Origin of the sequence: Chryseobacterium sp. JV274 (assembly GCF_903969135.1) — a bacterium.
GTDB lineage: Bacteria > Bacteroidota > Bacteroidia > Flavobacteriales > Weeksellaceae > Chryseobacterium.
In genome coordinates, this window is sequence record NZ_LR824569.1 from 2,748,273 (window position 1) to 2,769,246 (window position 20,974).

Annotated in this window: 18 protein-coding genes; 7 read left to right on the top strand and 11 right to left on the bottom strand. The window is 36.4% G+C overall.

Going from position 1 to position 20,974, the window contains the following annotated elements; translation table 11 throughout:
• The first annotated feature begins 14 nt into the window (after nt 1-14).
• From CHRYMOREF3P_RS12685 to CHRYMOREF3P_RS12710, 6 genes are all read left to right on the top strand, one after another.
• The gene (locus CHRYMOREF3P_RS12685) at nt 15-215 is read left to right on the top strand and encodes a cbb3-type cytochrome oxidase subunit 3 (RefSeq protein WP_077419481.1); all 201 of its coding nucleotides are present in this window, start codon (nt 15-17) and stop codon (nt 213-215) included.
• 10 nt (nt 216-225) lie between these two features.
• Nucleotides 226-1,107, top strand: coding sequence for a cbb3-type cytochrome c oxidase N-terminal domain-containing protein (locus tag CHRYMOREF3P_RS12690; RefSeq protein ID WP_047381687.1), 882 nt, complete (start codon nt 226-228; stop codon nt 1,105-1,107).
• Between the two features lie 94 nt (nt 1,108-1,201).
• Nucleotides 1,202-2,656: a cytochrome c oxidase accessory protein CcoG gene (gene ccoG, locus CHRYMOREF3P_RS12695; protein WP_180564773.1), complete on the top strand. Its 1,455-nt coding sequence runs from the start codon at nt 1,202-1,204 to the stop codon at nt 2,654-2,656.
• A gap of 10 nt (nt 2,657-2,666) precedes the next feature.
• Complete coding sequence (locus CHRYMOREF3P_RS12700) at nt 2,667-3,119, top strand: FixH family protein (protein ID WP_077419479.1); 453 nt, start codon at nt 2,667-2,669, stop codon at nt 3,117-3,119.
• On the top strand, nt 3,110-3,835 hold the full coding sequence (locus tag CHRYMOREF3P_RS12705; RefSeq protein WP_077419478.1) for a sulfite exporter TauE/SafE family protein: 726 nt from the start codon (nt 3,110-3,112) through the stop codon (nt 3,833-3,835). The genes CHRYMOREF3P_RS12700 and CHRYMOREF3P_RS12705 overlap by 10 nt, the downstream gene beginning before the upstream one ends.
• Nucleotides 3,836-3,854: 19 nt before the next feature.
• Nucleotides 3,855-4,592 carry a hypothetical protein gene (locus CHRYMOREF3P_RS12710; protein ID WP_180564774.1) on the top strand — a complete coding sequence of 246 codons (738 nt, stop codon included), beginning with the start codon at nt 3,855-3,857 and terminating at the stop codon, nt 4,590-4,592.
• Between the two features lie 56 nt (nt 4,593-4,648).
• Here the strand turns inward: CHRYMOREF3P_RS12710 and serS are convergent, their stop codons facing one another.
• The 11 genes from serS to CHRYMOREF3P_RS12765 form a co-directional block, all read right to left on the bottom strand.
• Nucleotides 4,649-5,917 (bottom strand): serine--tRNA ligase, encoded by a 1,269-nt coding sequence (gene serS / locus CHRYMOREF3P_RS12715; RefSeq protein WP_077419476.1) that lies wholly within the window; start codon nt 5,915-5,917, stop codon nt 4,649-4,651.
• A 66-nt stretch (nt 5,918-5,983) separates the two neighbouring features.
• The gene (locus CHRYMOREF3P_RS12720) at nt 5,984-6,502 is read right to left on the bottom strand and encodes a hypothetical protein (RefSeq protein ID WP_077419475.1); all 519 of its coding nucleotides are present in this window, start codon (nt 6,500-6,502) and stop codon (nt 5,984-5,986) included.
• 38 nt (nt 6,503-6,540) lie between these two features.
• Nucleotides 6,541-8,439, bottom strand: a complete 1,899-nt coding sequence (gene asnB / locus CHRYMOREF3P_RS12725) for an asparagine synthase (glutamine-hydrolyzing) (RefSeq protein ID WP_180564775.1) — start codon at nt 8,437-8,439, stop codon at nt 6,541-6,543.
• A 66-nt stretch (nt 8,440-8,505) separates the two neighbouring features.
• Entirely contained in the window at nt 8,506-9,759 is a 1,254-nt protein-coding gene (locus CHRYMOREF3P_RS12730; RefSeq protein ID WP_180564776.1) for a polysaccharide biosynthesis C-terminal domain-containing protein, read from the bottom strand.
• A gap of 5 nt (nt 9,760-9,764) precedes the next feature.
• Nucleotides 9,765-10,898 (bottom strand): glycosyltransferase, encoded by a 1,134-nt coding sequence (locus CHRYMOREF3P_RS12735; RefSeq protein ID WP_180564777.1) that lies wholly within the window; start codon nt 10,896-10,898, stop codon nt 9,765-9,767.
• 97 nt (nt 10,899-10,995) lie between these two features.
• Nucleotides 10,996-11,484, bottom strand: coding sequence for a hypothetical protein (locus tag CHRYMOREF3P_RS12740; protein WP_180564778.1), 489 nt, complete (start codon nt 11,482-11,484; stop codon nt 10,996-10,998).
• Between the two features lie 109 nt (nt 11,485-11,593).
• Nucleotides 11,594-12,730: a hypothetical protein gene (locus CHRYMOREF3P_RS12745; protein ID WP_180564779.1), complete on the bottom strand. Its 1,137-nt coding sequence runs from the start codon at nt 12,728-12,730 to the stop codon at nt 11,594-11,596.
• 20 nt (nt 12,731-12,750) lie between these two features.
• Nucleotides 12,751-13,536 (bottom strand): (Fe-S)-binding protein, encoded by a 786-nt coding sequence (locus CHRYMOREF3P_RS12750; protein ID WP_077419468.1) that lies wholly within the window; start codon nt 13,534-13,536, stop codon nt 12,751-12,753.
• Between the two features lie 88 nt (nt 13,537-13,624).
• Nucleotides 13,625-14,965 (bottom strand): (Fe-S)-binding protein, encoded by a 1,341-nt coding sequence (locus CHRYMOREF3P_RS12755; RefSeq protein WP_077419467.1) that lies wholly within the window; start codon nt 14,963-14,965, stop codon nt 13,625-13,627.
• An 8-nt stretch (nt 14,966-14,973) separates the two neighbouring features.
• Complete coding sequence (locus CHRYMOREF3P_RS12760; protein WP_077419466.1) at nt 14,974-15,924, bottom strand: MlaD family protein; 951 nt, start codon at nt 15,922-15,924, stop codon at nt 14,974-14,976.
• A 129-nt stretch (nt 15,925-16,053) separates the two neighbouring features.
• A complete protein-coding gene (locus CHRYMOREF3P_RS12765) occupies nt 16,054-18,207 on the bottom strand; it encodes a peptidylprolyl isomerase (protein ID WP_077419465.1) in 2,154 nt (717 codons plus the stop codon).
• Nucleotides 18,208-18,467: 260 nt separating this feature from the next.
• On the opposite strand from CHRYMOREF3P_RS12765, the gene lon reads away from it, so the two are divergent.
• The gene (gene lon, locus CHRYMOREF3P_RS12770; RefSeq protein WP_077419464.1) at nt 18,468-20,873 is read left to right on the top strand and encodes an endopeptidase La; all 2,406 of its coding nucleotides are present in this window, start codon (nt 18,468-18,470) and stop codon (nt 20,871-20,873) included.
• Nucleotides 20,874-20,974 lie beyond the last annotated feature (101 nt).

Sequence of the window (20,974 nt, forward strand, 5' to 3'; positions counted from 1 at the left end):
AAAAGGCTCATATTATGATTCCTCAGAACTTTAAAGATATATTATCCAATACAGAAAATGCTGGCTTCTACCAGACACTGGCTCTGATTTTCTTTATGCTGTTCTTCGTTGCTTTGGTAATTTATGTTTTTAGCAGGCCTAAAAAATATTACAAAGAAGAAGAAGAGGCTCCTCTTGGGGATGAAGAAGATGACGATTTTAATTTAAAAAATTAAACTATTTTTTATGAAACAAAGAACACCTGTTGTTATAAACATCTTAATAATAATTGGACTTTTAATAGTTTTTTATTATTTATTTGTACAGAGCTACGCGTTCCTTTCTTCACCTTACTTCTGGGGAACTGTTGTGATCGCTGGTATCCTTGCCTATATCCATGGTGCAATTGGAGATCTGATTGAAAACAACAAATTCAAAAAATTATCTCCGGAGGAAAAAGCAGCTTATTTAGCTGAAAAGAAAGTTCCTTTCTTAAAAAGAATGTATTTGGCTGCATTCAAAAAGCAATCAGAAACTGAAGAAAAAGATATCCTTATTGACCACGGTTTCGATGGAATCATGGAGCTGGATAACCAGTTACCGAAATGGTGGGTAGGTTTATTCTATTTTGGGACTGCTTTTTGTATTGTATATATTGCTGCATACTCTTTCACAGACTTCGCTCACCCGTTAAGCGAATATGAAAAAGAATATAAAGAACAGTTGGCAAGTATTGAAGAATACCAAAAAACTCAGCCTCCTGTAACAATAGAAACAGCAAAATACTCTGCTGATAATATTGCAGAAGGTAAAGAATTATTTAAAACAAACTGTGCATCTTGTCACAAAGAAGACGGTAGTGGAGGTATCGGACCAAACCTTACTGATAACTACTGGATCAACCAGCCTGAGAAGACATTATTTAAAAATGTATTCCATATGGACTGGAATGGTTCTCCTACTAACCCTGCGATGAGAGCATTCGGTAAAAACGGAGAAGTTTCAGGTGCAGAAATTGAAAAGATTGCAGCGTATGTATATCACATCAATCAGGAACAACCACCAGTGACTCCAGCTCAAGGAGGAGCAGCTCCTCAAGGAACTGAAGCACATTGGGAAAAAGAATAATTTAAAAAATTAGAAACATATGAAAAAAACATAATTTGTTATTAGATTAAAATAGTAACGAATTATGTTTTTTCTTTTTTAAAACCTATTACAAATGTCAGACATAGAAGAAATAGAAGTACGCGGCGGACAGGGACAGGTTCTGGACCCTGAAACTTACAGAGATTCTATAGGGACAATGGAGCAATCCGGAAAAAGAAGATGGGTATTCCCAAGAAAGCCTAAAGGGAAATATACCAACTATAGAAACATTGTAAGCTATTTATTATTAATTATTTATTTTTCATTACCATTCATCAAAATCAATGGTAATCCATTATTATTGTTCAATGTCATAGACAGAGAATTTTTCATCTTTGGACAGCCTTTCTATCCACAAGACTTTTTTATCCTTACTTTAGGTGCTATTGCCTCTTTAATCTTTATTATTGTTTTTACGATTGCGTTCGGAAGAATTTTCTGCGGGTGGATTTGCCCTCAGACAATTTTTATGGAATCGATCTTCCGTAAAATAGAATATCTGATTGAAGGTGACAGAAACAAGCAGATGAAGCTGGACAGACAAGAGTGGAACAGTGAAAAGATCTGGAAAAGAAGTTTAAAATGGACTGTTTATATCATTATTTCATTGGTGATCACCCACTTTATGTTCATGTACATCGTAGGATATGAAGAGGTATTTAAAATCATTGGTGAAGGACCATTTGCACATCCTACCAATTTTATCGTAATGATTCTTCTTACTGCTGCATTTTACTTTGTATTTGCATGGTTCAGAGAGCAGGTTTGTACATTGGTATGCCCATATGGAAGACTTCAAGGAGTATTAATTGATAAAGATACGATCAACGTTTTCTATGACTTCAAAAGAGGAGAAAACAGATCAAAATGGAGAAAAGGCGAAGACCGTAAGGCTGCCGGCAAAGGAGATTGTATCGACTGCCATCAATGTGTAGTGGTATGCCCTACCGGGATTGACATCCGAGACGGACAGCAATTGGAATGTATAAACTGTACAGCATGTATTGATGCCTGTGATGAAGTGATGGAAAAAGTAGGGCTTCCAAAAGGACTGATCCGATATGCTTCTGAAAACGAAATTGAAAAACAGACCCAATTTAAGTTTACAGGAAGAATGAAAGGATTTACTGTATTCCTATTCCTTCTTGTAGGATTCTTAGGGTACCTTCTGTACAGCCGCGGCGAGATGGAAGCTAAATTCATCAAACCGGCAGGAAGTACATTCTTTGTAAAAGAGGGTAAAATTACCAATACCTATAATTATACTTTCCTTAATAAAACGAACGAGAAAAAAATCGTTACCATCAAAGTAATGGAGCCGGCACATGGTGAGATTACTTATAGTGCATCAAGCAAGATTCAGGTAGACCGGGATAAAATTTCTAAAGGGACCATTAATATCAGCTTCCCGGAAGATGAAATGAAACTATCCAAACAGAATATTACCATTGGCGTTTACGATATGAAAGGAAAACTGATTGATTCATATCAGACTTATTTTGAAGGGCCATTCAAACTGCAATTTTAATTAGAAAAAAATGAAGAACTTTAGTTGGGGACACGGTGTTGTAATTGCATTATTTGCATTCATAGTTTTTATATTATCTATGTTATTTCTCTTTCCAAACGGACAGAAGAACTCTGAAATGGTAACAGATAATTATTATGAAGAAGAGTTGAAATATCAGGATGTCATTGATGCCAAGAAAAAAGCAGATGAATTACCGGAAAAACCTGCATACAGCCAGGATCCTAAGGGAATTAAAATTACTTTTCCAAAAGATTACAACAACTCAAATACTACGGTAAAATTTGTTTTAAACAGAACCGACGACCAGAATTTAGATATCAAAAAATCTGTACAGCTTGATGCCAGCCAGTCTTTCATTATCCCTTCACAGGTATTGAAAATGGGTAACTATACACTAAGACTGAGTTGGATAACAAATAAAACAGACTACAGAATGGATTATGATGTGATATGGAAATAGGACTTATTGTATCGGCTATTGCTTTAGGCTTTGCTTCCGGTTTTCACTGTATCGGAATGTGTGGTCCTATTGCCCTATCGATGGGATTAACCAAAAAACAGGCAGCCAACTTCTACCTTCAGAACCTTACCTATCAATTCGGGAGAATATTCACCTATTCATTATTGGGTGCACTTCTTGGAATTATCGGGCAAGGATTTGAAATGGCAGGCTTTCAGAAATATCTTACTATTACAGCAGGTGTTCTTCTGATTATCATGGCTGTATTTTCCTTTGGTGGAAAAGATTTTGCCTCAAAGATTCCTTTCCTATCCAAATTTCTGTATACTGTAAAAATGAATCTGGGAAGACTACTTCAGAAAGCGGACTACCGATCAAGATTTACCACGGGGCTTCTTAATGGCTTTTTACCATGTGGAATGGTTTACATGGCGCTTACAGCAAGTCTTGCAGGCGGAGGAATATGGCAGGGAGCTTTATATATGGCTTTATTTGGATTGGGAACCCTTCCGTTCATGTTTGCTATTGTTTTGGCTGGAAATCTCATGAATCAGGCATTCAGGGTAAAGGTTTTGAAAGCCGTTCCTGTAATTATGATCATTTTAGGAGGATTATTCATTCTAAGAGGTCTTGAGCTGGGAATTCCATATGTTTCCCCGAAAGCAGAAGCAATGACAATCTCTAAAGATCCAAACGGAGCTGTCAACTGCCATTAATCAGTATTTACAATATACCATGAAGAAAACCATTGTCTTATTTCTGATAAGCCTTTTTATGCTGCAATCCTGCAGTGTCAATTCTGAAATTGTCTATCATAAAGATGCAGCTTCCACTTCTGTTACTGATATCGATACGAGAGAGTTCATGTCAGAAATGATGGCCATGACACCGGATTCGTTAAAGCAGAAAGAATTTGGAGAAATGGATAGGCTTCCAACCACCTGGACAAGTATGTATGATCTTGCCAAAAAGGAAGGCAAATTGAAAACCGAAAATCCGGATTCAATCAGGATCATGAAAAAGATCTTCATGAAGTCTACGAAAGAAGATAACACACTTGCAGAGTTTTCTTTTAAAATGGAACATTTTGCTCCGGAAGATTATCAGGCTTTGAAAAACTTTACAAAAACTGAAAAAATCCCTCTGGATCAAAATATTTACAATAATTGGGATGGAAAAACCCTGACGATTGATACCGAAAACTTTAATCTTAAAAGTATTGAAGAGGCTATTCGCTCCAAAAGCTCAAAGGAAGAAACTGAGAAGATGGCCGGAATGATGATTATGTTTTTCAAAAAGATCGGTACTACTTTAAAGTTTGAAAATCACATAAAATCAATGACAGGGAAGCATGACTGGATAAAGCAGATCGATGATCATTCAATAAGAATAGAATATGATCTGAAAGCCATTTATGAGAAGGATAAAAAACTTAAAAACGCAGATAAAAAGATTATCATCGTTACAGAATAAAGCAAAACCCACCGGATTCCGGTGGGTTTTATTGTATACTAAATTAACTGATTAGTTTAGTTGATTATTTCAAATCTTGCATATTCTGCAATCTTCTTAGGAAGTTTGATTCCTTCCGCTGTCTGGTTATTCTCAAGCAATGCCGCCATAATTCTTGGCAATGCCATTGCAGATCCGTTCAGGGTATGAACCAATTGAGATTTACCATCTCCTTTGTAACGGCATTTCAATCTGTTCGCCTGGAACGTTTCAAAATTAGAAACAGAACTTACTTCCAGCCACATTTCCTGAGCAGCACTCCATACTTCGAAATCATAGGTCATTGCAGATGCAAAACCAGTATCCCCTCCGCAAAGTCTTAATACTCTGAACGGAAGCTCAAGATCTGTAAGGATTTCTTTGATATGCTCTACCATTTCTTCCAAAACAGCATAAGAATTTTCAGGCTTTTCAATTCTTACAATTTCTACTTTTTCAAACTGATGAAGACGGTTCAAGCCTCTTACGTGAGCTCCGTAGCTTCCTGCTTCTCTTCTGTAGCATTGAGAGAATGCCGTATTTTTGATGGGAAGATCTTTCTCATCAAGCAATACATCACGGTAAAGGTTCGTTACAGGAACTTCTGCTGTAGGAATCAGGTACAATTTATCTTCATTGATATAATACATCTGCCCTTCTTTATCAGGTAACTGCCCGGTTCCAAATCCAGATGCTTCATTGACTACGTGAGGAGGATTCACTTCTGTATATCCTTTCTCTACGTTTTTATCTAAGAAATACTGAACCAAAGCTCTCTGTAATCTTGCTCCTTTTCCTAAATAAACAGGGAATCCTGCTCCTGCAATTTTAACCCCTAATTCAAAATCAATAAGATTATATTTTTTTGCAAGTTCCCAGTGAGGAATAGCTCCTTCACCAAGACCCTCTACCGGATGAGATTGAAAAATCATTTCGTTATCATCAGCAGAAGCTCCGCTTTTTACCAATTCATTTGGAATGTTTGGAAGCTGGTACAGGACATTCAGTAAGTCGTTTTCCTTACCTTCTAACTGGGACTTCAATTCTGAGCTCGACTCTTTGTATTGTGCTGTTTTAGATTTTGCAGATTCCGCTTCTTCTTTTTTCCCTTCTTTCATCAAAAGCCCGATTTCTTTCGAAATTTTGTTGATTTCCGATAATTGGGAATCTAGTTCAAACTGGATTCTTTTTCTTTCGTCGTCGGCAGCGATAGCCTCGTCTACCAACTCAAGATTTTTGAATTGTCTTTTCTTAAGACCTTCTAAAACGCGTTCTTTATTGTCGCGCAAAAAATTGACTTGTAACATTTTATTTAGATGTTAAATATTAGATGTTTAGCTTATAATAAGCTAACAATTGTACAAATTTAAAAATTATTTTGTGATAGTCACGGTATTTATCGAAGTTGGCGCATCAGCATCTTTTGAAAACACAGGAACTCTGTTATACAAAACTTTTGAAACCTGGAATACCGTTGGTGTATTGCGATACTGAACCTCCAAAGTATCAATCACATTATCACTTACATTAGTACTTTTTGTATATGTAATCTGCATTCTGGAATAGTAAGAATTCCCAGTCCCCGGATTATCAGGGCTTATAGAATCCAGTTTTCTTCTTTTTGCCCCTGCCAGATACTCCATGTAGAACAATGAATCCGTTGTCATTCTTAACGAAATACTTACCGGAGAAATATCTTTTGTTCCAAAAATATCGTTTACAGAAAATCCGGTATAAGATCCGGTTTTTTTATTGTTCAGCAGATCCTGTCCAGCGCTGTTTTTCACATAGATATTAAGTAACTGATCTATTCTCTGCAAAGAATCATCATCACTTTTACAACTTACAAGTGCAAAAACCACAATAAGTATGCCCCAAAAATATTTCATCATAAATACAAAGGTAAAATATTAATCTTTAGGCTGCTTCTTTATTTTTCAAAATATTTCTGATACCACAGTTCAAAAGTAACCAGCTGCCAGATTTTCACCCAGTCATACTCTTGCTTTTGGTGATTCCACCATTCATCAATCACTACAGCGTTAAAAAAATTTCTCTTTTTTAAGCTATTAAGATTTTCAACAATGAAATCCCTTACTCTTTTTTCATTTTTAATGAAATAATAAACCGGAAAAGAAAATCCTTTCTTAGGCATATTCAAAACTGATTCAGGAAGATATTTTTCAGCTGTTTTACGCAGTAATGGTTTGTTCTGAATTCCATTAAATCTAATATGTTCAGGCAGTGAAGCTACATAATTGATCAAACTGTTGCTCAGGTAAGGATACCGAAATTCCACACTGTATTTCATCGCACTCAGATCATCCCTGAATACATGATGGGAAGACAAAGAATATTTCATATCGTATTCAAAATACCCGGAATAGTTTTTTCTTTCTGAAGCATGGTATTTTGAGAGCTTTACATCAATTTTAGCATAAATATCTGGTTGGATGAGAGCTTTGGCTTCAAGAGGCATCATGCTGATCTGGCTCTGTCTGAAAAAATCAAACATATCATCCTGGGAGAAGTAGTTTTTTACCCGTTGCGAAAATTTGTCTTTTGTAAAAATAAAAGGTCTTACAAAATTAAAATTCCTCATCAACAGCCATCTATTCAGCTTCAAGGTATGAGAATAGCCGGCAAAGAGCTCATCGGCACCATTTCCGCTTAATACCACTTTTAAATCTTTATCATGTGCATATTTCGCCGCATTGATCAAGACTTCAAAACTGCTGTAAGGTTCTTCAAAATGCTGAATATTTTCTTTAAGATGCTCCAGTGCTTCATCATCATTCACTTCTTTTATTTCATGCAACACACCAAAATGTCTGGCAGCCAGCGATGCATTTTTCACTTCTTCTTCAGAAAACGGGTAGGAGATGGTGTATGTATTGATATCAGGATTAAAAGGTTTTGATTTTGAAGCAATTAACGTAGAATCTATTCCACCACTCATCATCAATGCTACGGGAACATCCGCATATAATTGTTCTGATATACTTTCAGAAAGAAGTTCATCTATTTTTCTTACGGCTTCTTCTTCCGAAACACCTTTCACAGAAGGAGAAGGCAGTGTCCAGAATTTTTCTTTCGTAATTTTTTGATCTGCTAAATCAATGGTCATAAAAGAAGCAGGTTCCAGGGATAAAATATCCTGAAAGCAGGTTCGTGGAGCCAATGTCGTTTGAAAAAGAAAATTGGTATACACCCCATTCCAGTTGATTTCAGGTTTTACAAATTCATTTTTCAACAACGCTTTTATTTCTGAAGCCCAAACCAATCCTTCTTCACTTTGATGGTAAAAGAGCGGCTTCATCCCTACCCTGTCTCTTGCCAGTATCAATTTTTTATTGATAAGATCAACAATACAGATCGCAAACATTCCATCAAGCTTCACAAAGGTTGAATTTCCCCATTCCTGATACCCCTTAAGGATAACTTCAGTATCGGAGTTACTTCGGAAAGAATGACCTAAAGCCTCAAGCTCTTTTCTTAATTTTTTAAAATTATAAATCTCACCATTAAAAGTAACAATGATCTGCTCATTCTCTGAAAGCATCGGCTGATGGCCTTTTTCAGAAAGATCGATAATGGATAATCTGCGGAAACCCAAGGCAATCTCGGAACTTCTTTCCTGTAAAACTGAAAACTGTTCTTTAATTTTCGGGGTAGAATCATTTCCTGAAAAAGAAATTCCCTGGTCATGATCATACAGCCAGAATCCTTCATCATCCGGTCCACGATGTTTGATCACCTGATTCATTTCCAGAATATTTGTAGAGGAAATACTTTTATGAAATGAATAATAACCGCTGATTCCGCACATAATATGACTTAATAGAATTGTAAAAATAGGAAAATGACTTTGTTTTCTGCACCTTAACAGAATAAATTATTTCTTCAAAAACTTTTCTTTTAAAAGCTGAATTTCCTCTTTTGAGACCATGTAATCTTTCAAACTGAATGTAGTAGAACTATAAAATTTCCGGAACAGCAGGAAGGCTGAAACCAAATATGATGATGTAGTGGCAAGACAAGCGCCCAAAATTCCCCATCTTGGTATTGCAATGAAAGAAAATACCACCGTAACAACCAATCCGACTATTGATTTTACATTGAGAATCTTTAGCTCCCTCATTCCTGAGAAGTAATGCCCTACCATATCACTTACAGCAATGGCAAAAATACCCGGAGATAAGAGAAGCATGATTTCTTTGGTATGTCTGAATTCTCTTCCAAAAATAATTTCATAGATCTGTGACGGGATGATAATGATTCCCAGTACAAAACCTATCATCAGAATAAACGTCAGTTTTAAAGAATCCTTGGTTTTCCCTACCGATTCTTCCCTGCTTTTACTATTAACCACATCTGAATATAAAACCACGGCAATACTGCGGGTAATCGTCCATATAGCTTCAGAAAAAGTAACTCCGATAGAAAAGATTCCTACACTGGCAATACCCTCAAAATATTCCAGGAAATAAAAGGAAAGTCTATAGTTCAGAAATTGAACAAAAGCGCTCAGCTGGGTTTTCCAGCCGTATTCAAACATATTCCTGGCAACATCTTTACTGAATGATATTTCAGAAAGATTGCATTTTTTGATGATCTGAAAAAAGCTGGTTAGAAAAAGAAGTGCCAGACACCCGATTTGTGCAAGAAAGTATACTGAAACATCTTTTTTACCAAACAGGTACACCAATATTCCGATAAAGATAATATGGACAAGTTGCTGTAAAACAGTATAAACATTAAACTTCCTAATATCCTGTGTTCCAATAAACAAACTAATATTGGTAGATAACAGTGAAGAAAAAACGGATATTCCGATAAGATACAAAATATATTCACTCTGAATAGAAGCCAGGCTGAATAAAAAAGGAATTAAAAGCCCTGTTAGGAGCGACCACAGATAGGCAAATAATAAAACTTTTTCTATTTTAAACCTTGATGCAAAATAGGAAGCACTGCTTCCTGAAAAGATACTGCTGAAAAAACTCACTGCAGCGGCATTGGCAACCACAATAGAAATGGTTCCCTTTCCTTCGCTGCCCCACATATTCGTAGAATAGATCACCAGTCCGAAACTCAGGATCAGAATAAGAAAACGTGAGACAAAAGTTTTAATAATAGTAAGCTGCATAGCAATTATTTATCAATAGATCTTTTCACAAAATCAACAAAAGACTCTTTTATCGTGCTCCAATTATATTTTTCTTCAAATTCTTTCCGGGCATTGAGAGCATACAAATCATAAAGCTCCGGGTTTCTTATATAATTGAGGATAACTTCTGAAATAGCATCAGTATTGTGTGGATCTACCAAACTGCCAAATGAAAGCGAACCCATATTTTTTCGGATTCCTTCCAAGTTTGAATAGATCACCGGTTTTCCTGCTCCCATAAAGTAAAACAATTTTATCGGCAATGAGTGGTTGTTTTCAAAACTGATTTCCCGAAGGTCAAAACATATATCTGCTGCTGCAAATGCTTCTGTAAACCGTTCAAAAGTCACAGGTTTTCTAAGCTCAACAGTATTAAAAGAATATTTCTTCAGTAATGCTGAAAAATAAAGTTCATCATTTTTTTCAACCGTCGATCCGATAATCAGAATCTTAATGTGAAGTGTTGGTAATTTTTGCCTGAGCTTATCTACTGCATTGAAAAAATTCTCAATGCCTTTATCTTTAGAAATCTGGCCTGTGTAACAGAGCGTAATTGCATCCGCATCAAGCTGTTTTATACTTTCTTTGATATAAAAAGAATCCGGATAATAAGGAAGAATCATTTGTTTTTTGAATCCAAAAAAATAGGCCAGCGGAAATTTTTTGGTAATTTCACCAAATATAAAATGAGTGCTTAAAAACCCTGCATATAACTGAATAAGAGAAAATTTTACTGCCTTAATAATTTTAGTTGGAAAACGGTATTTCTGAAGCATTGACATCGAAGGATACCATTCTGTAACATCATAGATACAGCTTGCATTATATTCTTTTACAAATTTCTTTGAAGCCACCACAGCAAGAGGTTCGGAACAAATGATAGTCTGGGGTTGAAAATTGTCACAAACCTTACGGAATGTTTCCATTTTCTTTTCTATACTTTCTTCCAGAACGGCATAGGATTCTATTTCAATTCCGTCAATAACTCCTTTATAATCTGCATACAAGCTGCATATTTTTACTTCATACCCATTATCTCTAAGAGCCTTTGCCTGATGATAAAAAATACGGTCATCATTATAGCTGTGGGATGTCGTTAAAAAAAGTACTTTAGGCATTAGTCTTACTCGAATCTATACAAAGATACATTAAAACAAAAAAGTGAGAAACAGGTTCTCACTTTATGATTATTCAGCTGTATAAGCTTAATAGCGTTTATTTTATAGAACCTGCCCAGCTCTTCTCTAAAGGAAGAAGAAAGTGGCTCAAAAAGTCAAGGTAGGTGTTTTTTGAGAAGTCAAAAACCTGAATATCATTTGAAAGTTCTCCATTTCTCAATTTCGTTTTAAAATCAATCAGCTTTAAAGTCTTCATTTCACCATTTTCTACAAAACTAGCTTTCATTCTGTCGAAAAGCCCTAGTGTATACTCTTCATCAATTTCTCTCATTACCTTCCCTAAAGCATCAATGCTGCATCCTGAAGCCATTTCTTTTTCTTCATCTACACACACCACAATAAACTGATTCTTTTCAATTTTAAATGAAGAAGAAAGTGGTTTTCCATGAGCGGCCCATGTAGAAAGGAAATCAAACAGTTTTTCGGTAATCGCCTTTGCTTCTTTAGTTTCAAAAGGTCTTGAAGCCGGATATATAATGACTCTGTAGTCGTTGGTTTCTACAATATTAGATTCTTCGATTTTCATAATGTAAGTATTTATTTTTCAAGGAACTGCGCAATCACTTTCACTTCTGATTATTGAACAGAATATACTGTAATCGTGATTTCAAATCCTTATTATCTTAAAGACAAAATTACGCAATTTTCTCGAGTTTGAGATCATTGTATTTTTTACTCAGTACATAGAGCATCATAATGAAAAGCGGAAAAATAAACGGAAAGAAGAACCTCAATGCCGCCGACTGCGGAAAGAAAAAGAATTTGATGTACACATTTACGAGGAAAAGTACTGAAATCATTCTTACCCATGCATCTTTGGAACGCCAAAATACTACTGTGATCATGATGCTTACAGACAGAGTTACTTTTTTAAAGTAGATAATCTTGATATAAATAATACTCAGATAGTCTTTTAAGCTTACTTCGATGGGATGTGTGGAAATAATAGGTCTTCTGTCCATAAAAGTATCGTAAAAAACGTCTTTCCAGCCGGGATAATGGTAAAATTTAATGATTGCCAGATACATCAGCAGAAGTACTGTGCCCTGTGCAATAAGGGAAATATCAATCTTCTTTTCTCTAAAATAATAAAAGAAGAAAACGGCAATAATATAAGTCAGGGTAAATGTAATATAGTCCGGACGTATAAAAGTGATTGCAAACAGAAGCACAAACATCCCCCATTTGCTCCATTTTTTGATCAAACCGATGATAAAGATCAGGATAAACTGAAAAATAAACATATCCGGTGTGGAAACTCTGGACATATACGTCATGGGTGGCAAAAGCATGGATACAACCGTTAGTCCTATTACAAACCAGTATTTCTTTGGAAACAGGAGTTTTAGAATATAAAATAATAATAACCCTGAAAAAAAGTAAGAAATAAGGCTGGTGAATAGGACTGCCATTGGGGAGGAAAGTCCCAGCTTATAAAAGAGGGTTATTACAAGAATATACCCTACTTTGATTTGAAAATAGGGTAATTGTTCTGTAAAAGATTGTGTATTTTTTACGAAATACTGCCTTGGAATGTCCCATTGCTTTATTCCGATGATATCTGTATAATGGTCTGCAGGAGCTTCTTTTTTGATTTCATCATAAGTGATAATTCTAACTTTATCTGGTGAATTCGGGAATTCTGAAGTATACATACTCCCTAAATAACCCGGCATATCCCAGTCATATACTCTGTTTTGGTAATTCCAGAATGTAAGAGCAGCAAGTATCGAAATGATAAACAAAAAGGAGAGTCTCCATTCTACCTTCATAAACCTGTATAGGATTACAATTATAAATCTTCTGCTTCAGCAAGAAGTTCAACGATATCTTTTACGGCAACTTCGGTATTTTTATTAAAGTGTTTTACACCATCCGTCATCATGGTATTACAGAAAGGGCATCCTGTAGCAATTACCTTTGGTTCAAAAGATAAGGCTTCTTCTGTTCTTTCAATATTGATGTCTTTCTTTCCTTTTTCAGGTTCTTTAAACATCTGTGCTCCCCCTGCTCCACAGCAAAGTCCGTTGGTTTTGCAACGCTTCATTTCTACAAGCTCTGCATCCAGCTTTTCAAGAAGCATTCTTGGAGCTTCATATTCGTCATTGGCACGTCCCAGGTAACAAGGATCATGGAAAGTTATTTTTTTCCCTTTGAATGCTCCACCTTCTATTTTCAGTCTTCCTTCTTCCATTAAGGTTTTAAGGAACTGCGTATGGTGTACTACCTCAAAGTGGCCGCCTAAGCTTGGATATTCATTTTTCAGGGTATTGAAACAGTGTGGGCAAGCCGTTACGATTTTCTTTACTTCGTAGGCATTCAGCACTTCAATATTCGTAAGGGCCATCATCTGGAAAACGAATTCATTTCCCGCTCTTTTTGCAGGGTCTCCGGTACAGCTTTCTTCCTGTCCCAAAACTGCAAATTCTACTCCTATCTTATTTAATATCTTGCAAAATGCTTTTGTAATTTTTTTAGCACGGTCATCAAAGCTTCCCGCACATCCAACCCAAAATAAAACTTCCGGGGCTTTTCCTTCGGCAGCATATTCTGCCATTGTTTTTATATTGAAATCCATTTCTTTTTCAATTTGAAAATGTGAGAATTTGGAAATTTGAAATGATGTAGAATGGTATCAATTTCAAATTTTCAAATTGATTAATTATCTAGTTTTCCGATGCCCAGTTCAGACGGTCAGCCTGATTGTACTGCCAAGGAGCTGCGTTGTTTTCCACATTGGTCATCATCAGGTTCAGTTCCTGTGGAGCAGCAGACTGTTCCATGACCAGGAATCTTCTCATTTCAAAAATAATGGAAAGTGGATCAAGCAATACCGGACAAGCATCTGTACATGCATTACATGTTGTACAAGCCCAAAGTTCTTCTTTTGTGATATAATCGTTCAGCAGTTTTTTACCGTCATCAACGAATTTCCCGTTGTTTGCATCAATATTTCTTCCCACTTCTTCCAGTCTGTCTCTTGTCTTCATCAGGATCAGTCTCGGAGAAAGCTTTTTACCTGTAATATTAGCCGGACAAACGGAAGTACAACGTCCGCATTCTGTACATGAATAGGCATTAAGCAGCTGTACCTGGTTCAGGTCAAATATATCTTCAGCACCGAATTTAGAAGGGACATCTGCTTCAGCTCCTTCAGCTGGTGCCGCATAAGGATCTGCGTTAGGATCCATCATTAATTTGATCTCTTTTGTTACAGACTCAAGATTATTGAATTTTCCTTTTTTATCAAGATTTGCATACCATGTACTTGGAAATGCAAGGATAATATGCAGGTGTTTTGAGTAATAAAGATAGTTCATGAAGAACAGAATTCCAACAAAGTGGAACCACCAGGCTCCTTTTTCTGTGAACATCAAAAATCCGCTATCAAAATTGAAAATTTCCAAAAATGGAACAAATGTCATTTCACTAATCGGGAAACTTCCATGTTCAGGAAAAATACCTCTCGCCTGTAAAATAAAATCTGAAGCATTCATCATAAAGAAAGCCATCATCAGAGCGAATTCAATGATCAAAATCCAGTTTGCATCATTTTTCGGCCATCCGAAAAGTTCTTTCATTGTCAATCTTTTCACTCCGTAAAAATTTCTACGAATAAAGAAAATGACAACCCCAATTACTACCAAAAGTGCTAAAACTTCTAGTGTTGCGGTGAAGAAATTATAAAATGTATGTCCGAAAATGCTTGATAAGAAACGATGTGTCCCAAATATTCCATCAACAACGATTTCTATTAATTCGATATTAATAATCACAAAACCAACATATACAAAAAGGTGTAACACTCCTGCAACAGGACGTGCTGTCATTTTACTCTGTCCCATTGCTACACGAGCCATAGTTTCCCAACGTTCTCCTTTTCTGTCGTTTCTATTGATTTCATGACCCAGCCTGATATTTCTATAGATCTTCAGAAGGCTTTTGGTAAACAACCCAAATCCGGCCACTAATAAAATCAGAAAAATAATGTTATCGATGTACTGCATAAGGTGTATTAGTCTTTATTATTTTTACCGAAAACCGAGAAGTTGATATATCTCTTCGGGTTCGCTTTCATATCTTCGATTAATGTATTCAGGTTGGAAGAAGCTGAGTTCAGATTGTTGTAAAGCTGATCATCCTTCATCAGTTTACCTAAACTTCCCTCTCCTTTGTCAATTCCACCAATCACCTGATTCAATTTCCCTACAGTAGCATCCAAATTGGCGATCGTTGCATTCAATTGTTTGGTATCAATGCTCTGAGCCAGATTTCCATATTTATCCAGCGTCACTTTTCCACTCTGCATTGTAAGGCTCGCATCGTCCAATACTTTCTGCAGTTTAGGATCATTATGTCCTACCAGGCTGTTTACACTTCCTGCTGTAGTCTGCAATGCACCTACGGTTTTGTTAAGGTTGGATAATAAAGCTTTTATTTCAGCTCTGTTTTGTGCATCAACAAGCAGATTGGCATTAGCCATTAAAGAGTCTACTCTATGTAGAACGACCTGCAGCTGATCTTTTACCGGGCCTACCTGAGAAGAAAGACTTCCCAATGTTCCCAATTTGAAAGCACCTTTCAGGGTATCTCCGTCTTTTGCAGTCGGGCCACCATACATAAGGTTTACTCTCATTTCTTTGCCGGACATCAATCCTGGTTCAAAGATTTCTAATGATGAATTTTTTGAAAATTCAAATTTGTTATCTACTGTAATTTTTACAACAAAATTAATTTTACCGTCTTTTGAGGTCAGAGGAATAATTTTGTCCACCTGCCCTACTTTCAATCCGTTGATAGAAACTGCCGAAGACTGCGCCAGACCTTCTACATTATCATATTTTGCGTAAAATATATTGTCGGTAGTAAAAAGGCTTTTCCCTTTCATAAACTGAAACAACACCACAAAGCCTACAATAGCCAGAAGTGTGATCACACCAGCTTTTAATTCTTTACTGAACTTCACTTGCTAATTTTTTTCTAATAAGCAAATATAACACATTTTAAATAAATCTTTTCCAATATTGTTCTGCGTTAAATACAAAAAAAAGCGACAAAAAAATTTGTCGCTTTTTATATCATTGAAATGAATTTCTTATTGTTGCTGATTTCCAAGTTTACCCCAGATTTCAATTCTAAAATCTTCAATATCTGCATTGTCCTGAAGACTCTTCATCCAAGCCTGTCCGAACATTCCAGAACTTCTCTGAGTAAGAGACTCTGTGAACTGCTTAAGATCACCAGGTTGTTTGTTGATTGTTTCTGATTTTTTGATCAAAACATAAACTCCTGTTCCTCCTTCAACCGGGTTAGAAAGTTTACCTTTTGCAACACCGAATGCTGCACCGGCAACTTTAGGTTCCATAGCACCAGCTACTGAAGGGTTCAATAGATTTACCTGAGCAGACTGTTTTGGAGCTGCGAATAATTTAGCAATCTGATCTAAGCTAGAAGCTTTTGCTGCTGTAATCTTATCAGAAATTTGTTTTGCAGCCAATTTATTTTTAACTATAACCTCGATCTGATCTCTTACAGATTCCGGATCAGCAAGACCTGCATCTTGTTTTCCGTTCAGATAAACTACAATTTTATCACCTGTTCCATCTACAGTAAATAGTTCAGTATCTCCTTTAGTTCTTTTCTTATCGAAAGCCCAAGTAAGGATTTCTGCGTCTTTTTCAGTTCCCAAGCCCTGAATCTGACCCTCAAATCTTTTTGCTGCTTTTGGATTAGAGAACTGGTAATTTCCTTTTTTAGCAATATTCACGAAATCGTTGAAAGATTTCCCTTGAACCTGCTGAATGAATTTTCTTGATTTTTTGTCTGATTCAGCCTCAGTAGCATCTGAAGGTTTAATTGCTTTCACAAGGTTTGCAACTTTATACCCCATTGATCCTGATTTTTTATCTTCAATATTGATGATATGGTAACCGAACTGTGTTTCTACTACCCCTGTAGCTCCTTTAGGATTGCTTGCAAGGTAAGCAAGGAATTCAGGTACGAAAGGTGTTTCAGGAGTTGTCCATCCTAAGCTACCTCCCTGAGCTGCAGAATTCGGATCGCTGGAAAGCTTAAGGAATTCTGTAAATTTAGCAGGAGCTGCTTTTACAATAGCTCCAATAGAGTCTGCTAATTTTTTAGCCTGCTCTTTGGATCTTGTTACCCCTTCACCTGCAGGACTTCCTTTGAATGCAATAAGGATATGTCTAGATAACGTAGAATCTGAAGCTCTTTTACCTACAAGTTTAGAAACTACATAAACATCCTGCTCTTTGTAAGGACCAAAAGTCTGACCTATTGCTGCTGCAGTGATCTGATCTTTGATCGTTGGAGGCAATTGTGCAGGATTCATATATTGAGGATTGAATGGCGCATCAGAGTTTGCTGCTACAAACATAGAATCGTTCTTCGTATTCTGGAAGTTTTCAGTACCTCCGCTTGCATCTGTACCTCCTGAATATAATTTTGTAATTTCTTTCAAAGTTGCTGCATCATCTGCTGCACTAGGTTTTGATGGGAAATATACAACCCCGATATTTCTGCTTGGTTCAGCTTTGAACATTACAGGGTGCTGCTTGATGTAGTCTGCCAGATCTTGTGTTGTAACATTGATCTTTGTTTTCTGAAGATAAGCGGCATAATCCACTTTCACAAAGTCTATATCTGCAAGCTGATCTCTCTGCTTCATCAATTCTTCTGCTTCTTTCTTACCGGTAGTGATACCTGCTGAAATATTGGTAAACACCTGTCTTGCCATCAGTCTGTACTCAATCGTCTTTTTAGTTTTCAACCATTGATTGTATCCTTCGGGATTGGTGTTTTTTAATGTTTCAATTTCTTTTTTAAGCTCTTGAGTTTTAAAATTACCTTTCTCATCAAAGAACTGTTGATTCTGGGCAAACATCTGATCGTACTGGATTTGGTTCCAGAAATAATCATCAGTCATTTCAAAGCCTAGTTTCTCAAACTGTTGTTTGATAAGTTTAGATTGTACAAGTAACTGCCAAGCCTGCTCTTCAAGACCGCTTTTCGGACGACCTTGTTGATCAGCCTGCTGCTGCAACACGAAAAGCTGATCATTGAACTCTTCGCGGGTGATTTTCTCACCATTTACTTTTCCTAAAACGTCAGGATTCTTACCAAAAACCTTGTCGATACTATCGGGGTTCACCAAGAACGCCAAAAGCGCTAAGGCTATTACTCCCATTAAAAGCCAAGGCTTACTCCTAATCTGTCCTAAAATTGCCATTTTATAAATTATAGTTTTTTATCAGTTTGCGAAAATACACATTTTTAAGAAATTACAGAAACAGAACTGCTTTATTTTGATTTTTAATGCAAAGATTATCTAAAAAAGGAAATTTTGACCGTATTTTTAAGTAAAAAACAAATGGCATAAGTATTGTGCATTTCTAGAATATTATAATATGCCACACGTTTTCAGAGCATATTATAAAAAATCCCTTTAACGATAAAAAACGAAAATGACAATTTGTCATTCGATTGACTATGACAGAATTTGAAGATATTAGTTTAGAAGAAATGATCAGTGACGGATTTGATATCGTAGCTGAAGAAATCAATCTTTCCGACTTCGCTGAGACTGATAAAAATTCCGAACAGAAAATATTCCCGATACTTCCCGTAAGAAATATGGTGATGTTTCCCAATGTGGTAATTCCTATTACTGCCGGGAGAAAAACCTCTATACAGCTTCTTGAGGAAGCACAGAAGAACGGAGATTTCATTGGAATTGTAAGCCAGAAAAATTCGGATATGGAACAGCCTGCCGAAAAAGATATTTATGTTACCGGTACATTGGCAAAGATCATTAAGATCATTAAGCTTCCGGAAGGAAATATTACAGCAATCACGAAAGGTTTCCATAGATTCAAGATTAAAAAGATCGTTGAAAACCAGCCCTATTTCAGGGCAGAAATATCAAAATTAAAAGACACACGTCCTAAAAACCAGGAGGAATACGAAGCATTACTTGAGAACATCAAGGATCTTGCTTTAAAGATCATTGAACTTGACCCGAATATTCCTAATGCAGCCAACTTTGCGATCAAAAACATCAACAACAATGATGATCTTCTTAATTTCATCTGCACCAATGCCAATTTTTCTTCAATAGCAAAACAAAAGCTTCTTGAAGAGAAAAACCTGATGATAAGAGCTAATCAATGCTACGAAATGATGCATGAAGATTTCAGAAAGCTAGAGTTAAGAAACCAGATTCATCAGAAAACATCCAAGGATCTTGACAAGCAGCAGAGAGAATATTTCCTGAATCAGCAGATCAGAACCATTCAGGAAGAATTGGGCGGAGGACCTGAAAGCGATGTTGAAGATCTTCTTGCCAAGGCTAAATCCAGAAAATGGAGCAAGGAAGTAGAGGAGCATTTCCAGAAGGAAATCGGCAGACTGCAACGCCAGAACCCTAATTCTCCGGACTATAATGTACAGAGAAATTATCTGGATTTCTTTACAGACCTGCCTTGGGAAACGTATACAAAAGATATTTTTGATATTGCAAAAGCAGAAAAAGTGCTTGACAAAGCTCACTTTGGACTGGAAGATATCAAGAAAAGAATTCTGGAACACATGGCTGTTTTAAAATTAAAAAACAACATGAAGTCTCCTATTCTATTACTGGTAGGACCTCCAGGAGTTGGTAAAACATCTTTAGGAAAGTCTATTGCAGATGCTTTAGGAAGAAAATACGTAAGATTATCTTTAGGTGGTCTTCATGACGAGAGTGAAATCCGCGGACATAGAAAAACGTATATCGGTGCTATGGCAGGAAGAATTTTACAGTCGATCAAAAAATCCGGTACTTCAAACCCGGTAATTGTACTTGATGAGATTGATAAAATTGCGCAAGGTCTTCACGGCGATCCAAGCTCAGCATTACTGGAAGTTCTTGATCCTGAACAAAATAAGTCTTTCTATGATAATTTCCTTGAGATGGGTTACGACCTGTCAAAAGTGATGTTTATTGCTACAGCCAATTCTCTTTCAACGATACAGACTCCTCTTTTAGACAGAACGGAGATCATTCAGATTGCCGGTTATACTTTGGAGGAAAAGATTGAAATTGCGAAAAGACACTTAATCAAGAAACAGCAGGAGGAAAATGGTCTGGATGCAAAATCATTCAAACTTGGAAATGCAGAGCTTAAGCATATTATAGAAGCCCACACTTCGGAAAGCGGTGTAAGAACTCTGGAGAAGAGAATTGCTGCCGTTGGGAGATGGGTAGCGCTACAGACTGCCTTGGCAAAAGAATATGATCCAAAAATTTCTGTTGATAAAGTAGATGAAATTCTTGGAGTTCCAAGACCGAAAAGTTTATCAGAAATTACCGGAGTACCCGGAGTTGTAACAGGTCTTGCCTGGACAAGCGTAGGAGGAGATATTCTTTATATTGAAAGTATTTTAAGCAATGGTAAAGGAGCATTAACGATGACCGGAAACCTTGGGACGGTAATGAAAGAATCTGCTACTATTGCACTTGAATATATTAAAGCGAAGCACGATGAACTGGGAATTCCTCAGGAGGAACTGGATAAGAAAAACATTCACGTACACGTTCCTGAAGGAGCAACTCCTAAAGATGGACCATCTGCAGGTATTGCAATGCTTACATCAATGGTTTCATCTTTCAAAAACAAGAAGATAAAACCCCACCTTGCGATGACCGGAGAAATTACTTTAAGAGGCAAGGTACTTCCTGTAGGAGGGATCAAAGAAAAACTTCTTGCCGCTACAAGAGCTGGAATTAAAGATGTTATCCTTTGTGAAGCCAACAGAAAAGATGTAGAAGAGATCAAAAAAGATTATTTAAAAAATCTGAAGGTACATTACGTCAACAGAATGGAAGAAGTCATTGATATCGCCATTGAAGAGTAAAACAATTTATAACATATTAACTTCTCAATAAGGAAACACGTTCTGATATTCAGAGCGTGTTTCTGTTTTATAAATAAATACATTCTTTTCTTGGCTGCATG

Coding starts and splice junctions, on each gene's coding strand:
- CHRYMOREF3P_RS12685 (WP_077419481.1), top strand. CDS start 15: ATGATTCCTCAGAACTTTAAAGATATATTATCCAATACAGAAAATGCT.
- CHRYMOREF3P_RS12690 (WP_047381687.1), top strand. CDS start 226: ATGAAACAAAGAACACCTGTTGTTATAAACATCTTAATAATAATTGGA.
- ccoG (WP_180564773.1), top strand. CDS start 1,202: ATGTCAGACATAGAAGAAATAGAAGTACGCGGCGGACAGGGACAGGTT.
- CHRYMOREF3P_RS12700 (WP_077419479.1), top strand. CDS start 2,667: ATGAAGAACTTTAGTTGGGGACACGGTGTTGTAATTGCATTATTTGCA.
- CHRYMOREF3P_RS12705 (WP_077419478.1), top strand. CDS start 3,110: ATGGAAATAGGACTTATTGTATCGGCTATTGCTTTAGGCTTTGCTTCC.
- CHRYMOREF3P_RS12710 (WP_180564774.1), top strand. CDS start 3,855: ATGAAGAAAACCATTGTCTTATTTCTGATAAGCCTTTTTATGCTGCAA.
- serS (WP_077419476.1), bottom strand. CDS start 5,917: ATGTTACAAGTCAATTTTTTGCGCGACAATAAAGAACGCGTTTTAGAA.
- CHRYMOREF3P_RS12720 (WP_077419475.1), bottom strand. CDS start 6,502: ATGATGAAATATTTTTGGGGCATACTTATTGTGGTTTTTGCACTTGTA.
- asnB (WP_180564775.1), bottom strand. CDS start 8,439: ATGTGCGGAATCAGCGGTTATTATTCATTTCATAAAAGTATTTCCTCT.
- CHRYMOREF3P_RS12730 (WP_180564776.1), bottom strand. CDS start 9,759: ATGCAGCTTACTATTATTAAAACTTTTGTCTCACGTTTTCTTATTCTG.
- CHRYMOREF3P_RS12735 (WP_180564777.1), bottom strand. CDS start 10,898: ATGCCTAAAGTACTTTTTTTAACGACATCCCACAGCTATAATGATGAC.
- CHRYMOREF3P_RS12740 (WP_180564778.1), bottom strand. CDS start 11,484: ATGAAAATCGAAGAATCTAATATTGTAGAAACCAACGACTACAGAGTC.
- CHRYMOREF3P_RS12745 (WP_180564779.1), bottom strand. CDS start 12,730: ATGAAGGTAGAATGGAGACTCTCCTTTTTGTTTATCATTTCGATACTT.
- CHRYMOREF3P_RS12750 (WP_077419468.1), bottom strand. CDS start 13,536: ATGGATTTCAATATAAAAACAATGGCAGAATATGCTGCCGAAGGAAAA.
- CHRYMOREF3P_RS12755 (WP_077419467.1), bottom strand. CDS start 14,965: ATGCAGTACATCGATAACATTATTTTTCTGATTTTATTAGTGGCCGGA.
- CHRYMOREF3P_RS12765 (WP_077419465.1), bottom strand. CDS start 18,207: ATGGCAATTTTAGGACAGATTAGGAGTAAGCCTTGGCTTTTAATGGGA.
- lon (WP_077419464.1), top strand. CDS start 18,468: ATGACAGAATTTGAAGATATTAGTTTAGAAGAAATGATCAGTGACGGA.